Annotated in this window: 1 protein-coding gene and 2 pseudogenes; all 3 read right to left on the reverse strand. The window is 57.3% G+C overall.

Annotated elements, in window-relative coordinates; genetic code table 11:
- Positions 1 to 103: 103 nt before the first annotated feature.
- Positions 104 to 419 (reverse strand): annotated as a pseudogene (gene fdxB, locus P9230_RS32200) (ferredoxin III, nif-specific).
- Positions 416 to 574 carry a CCE_0567 family metalloprotein gene (locus tag P9230_RS32205; RefSeq protein ID WP_224571204.1) on the reverse strand — a complete coding sequence of 53 codons (159 nt, stop codon included), beginning with the start codon at positions 572 to 574 and terminating at the stop codon, positions 416 to 418. Before P9230_RS32205 ends, fdxB begins: the two are co-directional and overlap by 4 nt.
- 90 nt (positions 575 to 664) lie before the next feature.
- Positions 665 to 1056 (reverse strand): annotated as a pseudogene (locus tag P9230_RS32210) (DUF269 domain-containing protein); the annotation flags it as partial.

Below are 1056 nucleotides of genomic sequence, written 5' to 3' on the forward strand. Positions count from 1 at the left end.
CGAATCCAAAGCGAAGTAAACCATCGACGCATTGCTGCACAGGACCAGCCCCACGAGCCGACAAAAAGATGAAGTGCACGCCGCTCCCCTGGTTTTCGCCAGATCATGTTGCGAGCTCGTCGGCCGGAACATGCGTCTGGCAGTTCTTGGGGCAGACGCGGCCGCAGGCTCCGCAGCCTATGCAGCGGCCGGCATCATCGACAACCATGATCATGCGATTGAGCTTGCCGTCGAAATCGTCGTCCTCGTCATCGCAGGGGCGAGGATTTCACCCGCATCATCAACGCCGTGAAGATGCATGACATCGCGCGAGCAGACCTTGAAACAACGGCAGCAGCCGATGCAGATTTGCTATCGATGGAGGTCAGGTACGGCGGCATCCAAATGGAGCCGTCACGGGTGGTGAATGTGCGCATCATCCTAAATTCTTCATTGAAGCGAGTTCTCTCTTGGCAACATCCAACTCGGCATAAACGGCTTGGGTTTTCTCGGCGACTTCCTGTATGTCGGCCCACTTGCCCGGCAGACCCTCGACGAGGTCCTGCAATGCCATCTTGGCAATAGCTGCACGCAACTGGAGCTTTCAGACTTTTTTCCTCATCCTATCTAGGTCTGACATAGATCCTTCCTGGAACAATGGTTTCTTGATGCGCTCCATCTCGGGCTAGGCTTCAATGGCTGCAGTCGCATCGTCGACCAGTTTCGTACCGGCCTCAGCAAGTTTGCGGAAAGTCTCGAAGCCGAACCGGTGGACGTCTCGACAGAACGCCCAACCGCTGGAAGCCCGCAGGGGCTTCATTCCAATTATTGGCGACGTCGACACGCCGGAGCGCTCCTCGATCGCAAGCGCTACGGCGGTGTAAACATGTCGAGCCTCCACAGCGCGTCAGGATCGGGATCGCCGCCAAAGGGTACCGCACGTTGCTGTTGCTTGGTGATGATGAACTCGGCCAGCAGCTCGGCATCCGAATGGCCTTCCCATAAGCCGAAGGAATCCTGAGTACGAATGAGCCGCAGGAGGCATTTGACGAACGGGGAAGCAAGGGCCTCGTCGTC

This window comes from Mesorhizobium sp. WSM4887, from assembly GCF_029625865.1.
In the GTDB taxonomy this organism is placed as follows: domain Bacteria; phylum Pseudomonadota; class Alphaproteobacteria; order Rhizobiales; family Rhizobiaceae; genus Mesorhizobium.